The 6,958-nt window shown below is 65.4% G+C and carries 5 protein-coding genes and 1 pseudogene; 5 read left to right on the top strand and 1 reads right to left on the bottom strand.

The window, feature by feature from the left end; genetic code table 11:
- Positions 1–179: 179 nt before the first annotated feature.
- Complete coding sequence (gene traA, locus CWO89_RS38535) at positions 180–3,488, bottom strand: Ti-type conjugative transfer relaxase TraA (RefSeq protein WP_130583566.1); 3,309 nt, start codon at positions 3,486–3,488, stop codon at positions 180–182.
- Between the two features lie 276 nt (positions 3,489–3,764).
- Here traA and traC point away from each other — a divergent pair, with 276 nt between their 5' ends.
- The 5 genes and pseudogenes from traC to CWO89_RS38510 form a co-directional block, all read left to right on the top strand.
- Positions 3,765–4,061, top strand: coding sequence for a conjugal transfer protein TraC (traC, locus tag CWO89_RS38530; RefSeq protein WP_130230778.1), 297 nt, complete (start codon positions 3,765–3,767; stop codon positions 4,059–4,061).
- Between the two features lie 4 nt (positions 4,062–4,065).
- Positions 4,066–4,281 carry a type IV conjugative transfer system coupling protein TraD gene (gene traD, locus CWO89_RS38525; RefSeq protein WP_130230788.1) on the top strand — a complete coding sequence of 72 codons (216 nt, stop codon included), beginning with the start codon at positions 4,066–4,068 and terminating at the stop codon, positions 4,279–4,281.
- On the top strand, positions 4,268–6,190 hold the full coding sequence (gene traG / locus CWO89_RS38520; RefSeq protein ID WP_130583565.1) for a Ti-type conjugative transfer system protein TraG: 1,923 nt from the start codon (positions 4,268–4,270) through the stop codon (positions 6,188–6,190). Before traD ends, traG begins: the two co-directional genes overlap by 14 nt.
- Positions 6,191–6,224: 34 nt before the next feature.
- On the top strand, positions 6,225–6,533 hold the full coding sequence (locus tag CWO89_RS47280; RefSeq protein WP_207234658.1) for a hypothetical protein: 309 nt from the start codon (positions 6,225–6,227) through the stop codon (positions 6,531–6,533).
- Positions 6,534–6,914, top strand: a pseudogene (locus tag CWO89_RS38510) (transposase); the annotation flags it as partial.
- Between the last annotated feature and the right edge of the window lie 44 nt (positions 6,915–6,958).

Here is a 6,958-nt window from a genome sequence, read left to right as displayed (position 1 = left end):
CGGCTCGCTTGGCGTCAGGTTGAGGCGCAAGCCGCCGAGCCAGGCGATGCCGGCGATCGCAATCATCGCCACGCCGCCGGCCCCCATGATCGCGGATGCTCGCCGACGCTGAAGGGACGTTTTCTTTCCGGTCGCGGCCTCCGCGACTTGTGACTCCACTCTCCGGTCGATGATCGAGATCATTGCAGCGACAGACCTTTCGACTGCGTCTGACGACGTGTTTCGGCTTCCTTCAGGGCCTCCGCGCTCCGCTGCTGTGCCGCGAGTTGTTGCGCGGTTCGCAGATCAGGCCAGGCAGCCTTGAGCTCCTCCTTCTGCGCAGCGTTCATCCCGTCCGAGAACACCTCGAAGGTCTTGCCATCAGTGTCCTTTGCCGCGAGGCCGACGAAGCTGCGTTCGCCATACCGCTCGGACACGGCACGCGCAAAACCTTCCAGCTCCGCCCCGATCATCTTGTCCTCGAGCGCGAACTCCAGGGCCGCCGGCAGATCGTTCCGATCGATGGCGTCGCGGATGCGCTCGAGTGTCTGCTTCGCCGATGGCGGCAGCGCCGGAATGTCGACGGCGACGTTCAGCCGGGCGGCGCGCTCTTCGGCCTCATAGCGACGTTCCGCCTCCGAGCGCAGGCGCAAGAAACGTTCGAGATCGCGGGCGAGCGCGGGCACGTTGAGGTCCGCCCTCTGCCTGTCCTCTTTGTCGGCACGGCTGGCCAGAAGGCCGGTTCTGCCGTTCAGCGCGCCGAAGCTGTCGGGCTTCTCCGCGAGTTTCGACAGGGTGGATTGTGCAGCCGCCTTGTCCTTCAGCATGCTGTCGACATCGACCTTGCGGAACGAGGCTTCCGGATCGGCGAAGACGAGGCGGAAGCGGGTCGAGACCTCCTCCCACTGCTTCTTCAGGCCGGGATTGGCGGTGAGCTTGTCCTCGACAACCTGGTCGATCGATCTGGCGAATGTGGTGATGCCGGCGACCATCGGCTTTGCTCCCTTTGCGCTGTTGGGGATTCTCGGTTTCCGGGCGGCGCCGAGGCCGAGCCGGGTGCCGAGCGCGAGGAGCCGCGATCCGAGATCGGCGAGCCTCGAGCTCTGCCGGACGGTCCAGCGGACCTTGTCGGCGACGAGGGTGCGGGCGACACTCATGAGATGGAGACCGCGCGCTTCAGCAAAGCGCAGCGCGGCGCGATAGGAAGGGCCGCGCACATAGTCGAGTGTGGTTTCCTTCGCCCGGCTCTGCGACAGGATCTTGGTGAGCCCACCGGCCTTCCCGAATGAAATCGCCCCGTAGTAGAGAGCGACATCCTCGCGATGGCGGGTCAGCGCGACATAGGCAAGATGCCGGTCGAGCGAGAGCGTGGCGAGCAGCTTCACCCGGTCGACGGTCGCGCCCTGGCTCTTGTGGATCGTGGTCGCATAACCGTGGTCGACGTTGGCATAGAAGCGCTGATCGACCTCGACGCGGCGCCGTGCTTCACCCTCGCCGATCATCGCCGCGAACCAGCCCGGCCGCGCCTCGACGACATGGGCGATCATGCCGTTTTTCACGCCGAGCGATCCTTCATTCTTCAGGAAGACGATCTGGTCGCCGGTTGCGAAGCTGCGCAGACCGTCCTCGGTGCGGAAGGCATGGCCGTCTTCGACAATGCCACGCTCGATCAGCTTCGCCCGCGCCATCTCGTTGAGGACACGGACATCGCGCCGAAGATGCGCAAGGATCAGCATCGACTTCGCCGGATCATAATCCCGGTTCCAGTCCTCGATCAGCGCCGCGACAGCTTGCACTTTGTACTTGCGCGCTTCGAGCTTGCCGTTCGCGCCATAGGCCTGCAGCGCCTCGGCAACGCGGCCCCGCGCGAGATCGAGCGAGGCATCGCGCATCCATTGCTTGCGCTGGCGATAGATGGTTTCGAGTTCGGCATAGCCGGTGCGCTCCGCGATGGCGCGGAACGCCGCGCCGGCCTCGATCGGTTGAAGCTGATCGGGGTCGCCGACGACCACCAGTTTTGCGCCGGTCTTCACAACCGCTTCGACGAACAGCGCCATCTGCCGCGACGACACCATGCCGGCCTCGTCGAGGACAAGGATGGTCTTGTCGTCGAGTTGCTCGCGCCCGTTCGACCAGGCAAGCTCCCACGAAGCCAGCGTGCGTGAGGCGATGCCCGCTTCCTTCTCCAGGCCCTCCGCAGCTTTACCCGCAAGCGCGCCGCCGACCACACGATAGCCGGCCGCTTCCCACACTTCGCGCGCCGCCTTCATCATGGTGGTCTTGCCGGCGCCGGCGCGCCCGACCACGGCCGCGATCCGCCCCTCACCGGCGACATGGGCGATCGCGACGCGCTGCTCTTCCGACAGACGATCATGGCGCTCGAAGGTCGCCGCCAGTACTTTCTCCCGGACGCCATGCGAGGATCGGTCGGCAAGCCAGACGGCGCGATGCGCCATCTCGGCTTCGAGCTTGATGAGTTCGCGCGTCGTGTATTTGGCGGGCTCGCGGATTCCGGTCGCAAGGGCGGTGCGCTCACCCTCCAGCCGCAACACATCCGGACTCTGGAAGATGCGCGCCATCAGGTGCTGGAAGGTGCCGGCATCGTCGACATAGCGGTGCAACACCCTGGCGATGTCACGCTCGGTGAAGACGCTCGTCTCGCGCGTGACGAGGTCCAGCACGATCTCAGGACGCCGCAAAATCCGCTGGCGATTGTCGGCCCTCCGCTCCTCGTGGAGCGCCACGCGTTCGAGCTTCGGCGACCACCCCGCCTTTTCTCCTTTCCGGTCGATCGCCGTCGTGGCCACGCCAATATGCGTCGTCGGGACAAGATCGATTCCGCGCGCGGCATAGGAACGGCCGTCGACGCGAACATCGAGTCCGGCGAGCGCCAGATGCTTGTTCTGAAGGTTGAGCCAGCCTTCGCGCTGCGCGAGGAACTCGGCCTTCTCGCCCGACCAGAGTCGGTACACGATCTTGCCGGAATCGTTGCGCAAAGGCACGCCTTCATCGCCGATAACCGGCACCTTCTTCGGCCCAAATGCGTCCTCACCGAGCGGCCTAAGCGTTGTCATCAGATGGATGTGCGGATTGCCGGGCTCGTCATGGAAAACCCAGTCGGCGACCTGCCCGCGCGCGAGGACCTGGGTTGCGACGAACTCCCGCACCAAGGTGATGTTCTGGTCGATGGTGAGTTCGACCGGCAGGGCGATGATGAATTCCTTGGCGAGCTGCGCATCTGACCGCTTCTCGAAAGCCTCGATTGCGTTCCAGAACGCCTCGGCGGCGCCGGCGACCGAGCGGTCGGCAATCAATGCACGCGCCCATTGTGGGGCATCCGGCGGCAACAGGAATTCCTCGTGCCGCAGGCCCCGCTTGGCGGAATAGTCGACGGTCCGCCCCTCCGCCCGATGCTCCATGCGCGCGCAGTGCCGGTAGGCTGCCGACAGCACGGCGCTGCGGCCGGAACCGCGCGAAATGAGCTGGGGCGTGAAATGCGTGATGGCCAAAGCGGCGCGATCTCCCGGACGAGGTGGAACACGAATGCTCGTCGGGAGCGGCGGCAGGGCCGCGCCGGGGGCAGGCGCCCCCGGCAGGTGAGAAAGCAGGACGTCGCGGATGCGACGTATTACTGCGCCCTTGGACCGCTCTCATCGAGCGGCCGGGATGATTTCAGGCGACGTCGGCTTTGCCGACTAGCTTTTTTATGAGTCGCCTGGGCCGGCGACTTCGGAAATGCTCCGCGCAGTCCAGCAACACTGCCCAGCACGAAGGCTCAACCGGAAATGAAGAAACCGTCGTCGAAGATCCGCGAGGAAATCACTCGCCTGCAGGAACAGTTGAAGGCCGCAGAGACACGCGAGGCCGAGCGGATCGGGCGCATCGCGCTCAGGGCCGGACTCGGTGACATCGAGATCGAGGAAAGCGAGCTTCTGGCCGCGTTCGAGGATCTCGCCGGCCGGTTTCGCGGGAAAGCCGGAAAGGCGACCGGAAGGAAGGGAGCCGAGGCCGGAGGCGATACGAGCGCTCCCGCCGCGAAGGTCGCGTCTGGTGCGCATGCGAATGGCGCTGGCGAGGTATGAGCGCATGCGGCAGGCATCATCCTCCGAAGCCCGCAAGAAGGACACGCGCGAGAAGATCGAGCTCGGCGGCCTGATCGCAAAGGCGGGGCTGCGCTACGAGAAGCGCGCGGTGCTGCTCGGCGCGCTGATCGAACTTCGCCGTCGGCTGAGAACCGGCGTAGCCGAGCGGGCTCGGCTTGCCGCGATCGGGGTGGAGGCGTTCGGCCGTGACGGCGAGTAGGCTCCTTCTGCTGATCGTGCCGGTGGCGCTGATGCTCGGCACGGTCATTGGATTGACCGGCATCGAGTATAGTCTCGCCGGCCTCGGCAAGACGGAGGCGCAGCGCCTCCTGGTCGCCCGCGCCGGGATTGCCATGCCCTATATCGCGGCAGCAGGGATCGGCGTCATCTTCCTGTTCGCCACCGCAGGCTCCGCGAACATCCGTACCGCGGCGCGGAGCGTCCTCGCGGGATGCGCATTGGCGATTTCCATCGCTGTCGCGCGCGAGGCAATGCGCCTTTCCGGGGTTCCCATCCCGGCCGCATCCGGCCGGTCGCCGCTGGCGCAGGTCGAACCGGCGATCATTGTCGCCGCATGCGCGATATTGGTCGCCGGCATCTTCGCCGTACGCGTTGCCGTGAAGGGCAACGCCGCCTTCACCACGCCGATGCCAAAGCGCGTTCGCGGTCGGCGCGCACTGCACGGCGATGCGGACTGGATGACCATGCAGGAGGCCTCACGGCTCTTTCCCGACGCCGGCGGCATCCTCGTCGGTGAACGCTATCGTGTCGACAAAGACAGCGCGGCAACGCAACCGTTTCGCGCCATGGACCGTGAGAGTTGGGGGCACGGCGGCCGCGCGCCGCTACTCTGCTTCGACGCCTCCTTCGGCTCCTCGCACGGCATCGTTTTCGCCGGATCGGGCGGCTTCAAGACGACGTCGGTGACGATCCCGACCGCGCTCAAATGGGGCGGCGCGCTCGTGGTGCTCGACCCCTCCAACGAGGTCGCGCCGATGGTGATCGACCACCGGCGAGCAGCGGGGCGCACGGTCCATGTGCTCGATCCACGAGAGCCAGGAACCGGCTTCAACGCGCTCGATTGGATCGGCCAGTTCAGCGGCTCGAAGGAGGAGGACATCGCCGCCGTCGCCTCCTGGATCATGAGCGACAGCGGCGGCGTGCGCGGCGTGCGGGACGATTTCTTCCGCGCCTCGGCGCTGCAGTTTCTCACCGCGCTGATCGCCGACGTCTGCCTGTCAGGGCATACGGAAGACAAGAACCAGACGCTTCGCCAGGTCCGCGCCAATCTCTCCGAACCGGAGCCCAAGCTGCGGGCGCGCCTGCAGGCGATCTACGACAATTCGGAATCGGCCTTCGTGAAGGAGAACGTTGCCGTCTTCGTCAACATGACGCCGGAGACATTCAGCGGCGTTTATGCCAACGCCGTGAAGGAAACCCACTGGCTTTCCTATCCGAACTATGCCGCGCTCGTGTCCGGCTCAACCTTCGTCAGCGACGATCTCGCCGGTGGCGCAACCGACGTGTTCATCAATCTCGACCTGAAGACGCTGGAGACCCATGCCGGACTCGCCCGCGTCATCATCGGCTCCTTCATGAACGCGATCTACAACCGCAATGGAGAGGTGACGGGACCGGCCTTGTTCCTGCTCGACGAAGTGGCGCGCCTCGGCTTCATGCGGATCCTGGAGACCGCCCGCGACGCCGGCCGCAAATACGGCATCACGCTCCTCTTGTTGTTCCAGTCGATCGGTCAGATGCGCGAAACCTATGGCGGCCGCGACGCGGCGAGCAAGTGGTTCGAGAGCGCGAGCTGGATCGCCTTCGCGGCCGTGAACGACCCGGAAACCGCCGACTACATCTCGAAGCGATGCGGCACGACCACGGTCGAGATCGACCAGGTCAGCCGCTCGTCGCAGGCGTCAGGTTCATCGCGGACGCGCTCGAAGCAGCTGGCCGCGGGGCCGCTGATCCAGCCGCACGAAGTGCTGCGTATGCGCGCCGACGAACAGATCGTGTTCACTGCCGGCAACGCACCGCTCCGGTGCGGCCGCGCCCTCTGGTTCCGGCGTGACGACATGAGGGCTTGCGTCGGAAAGAACCGATTCCAACCGGAAGAAAACGCATGACGGCGCCGCGCTTTCTTGTTGTGGGAGCCAACCAATGGCGATCATTGCGATCCTGGCGGTCGCCATCGGTGTCCCCTCGCGGCATTCGCCGGATGTGCCGGATCGGTACGAGACCACGACGTCGGTCATCCCGGCGCCTCGGGAGGGCGATATGCTGAGCGCCCGTTTCACGCGCTGCGACGGGCCGATCCGCGTGAACTGCGTCGTCGACGGGGACACATTCTGGTTCGGGCGCGACAAGATCAGGATCGCTGATATCAACGCCCCGGAAATCTTCTCGCCGCGAGCCGGAGCGAGAAGCAGATCGGCGAACTCGCCCGCGACCGGATGCTGGCCCTGCTGAAGGCCGGCGGCTTCACGCTGGTCTCGGGCTGGCGCGACACCGCGGCGCAACCAATCCGGCGAAACTGACACCAATGGCAAGATATCTCGATGGGGCGACAGGCTTCTCCGAACCCACCTGTTCGAGGCCGCGACGGTCCTGCTTTATCGAACAAAGAAATGGTCTTCCCTCAAGGCCTGGGGCATGAAGCTCGCAAAGCGGATCGGCATGAGGAAGGCAAAGGTCGCCATTGCCCGCAAGATCGCCGTGATTTTGCACTGCATCTGGGTCGACGGCACATCGTTCGAATGGGGCAGACGAAGCCAGCCTGAACTTCTCTTGCAAGCTCCTGGTCCGGTCCGCCGGGCCGGCGATATCCCGCTGGGACGGTGGTCGTGGTGACCTCGGGTCAATCGGGGATGTCCCGATCGGTGTTGAACTAGTGG

It is taken from the genome of Bradyrhizobium sp. Leo170 (assembly GCF_004296405.1).
GTDB lineage: Bacteria > Pseudomonadota > Alphaproteobacteria > Rhizobiales > Xanthobacteraceae > Bradyrhizobium.
Note: the sequence above shows the minus strand (reverse complement) of the source record. Positions and strands in the feature narration are given on the sequence as shown.

What these genes read in the sequence shown, in the direction of transcription:
- traD (WP_130230788.1), top strand. Translation starts at nt 4,066, where the DNA reads ATGCGGCAGGCATCATCCTCCGAAGCCCGCAAGAAGGACACGCGCGAG.
- traC (WP_130230778.1), top strand. Translation starts at nt 3,765, where the DNA reads ATGAAGAAACCGTCGTCGAAGATCCGCGAGGAAATCACTCGCCTGCAG.
- CWO89_RS47280 (WP_207234658.1), top strand. Translation starts at nt 6,225, where the DNA reads ATGGCGATCATTGCGATCCTGGCGGTCGCCATCGGTGTCCCCTCGCGG.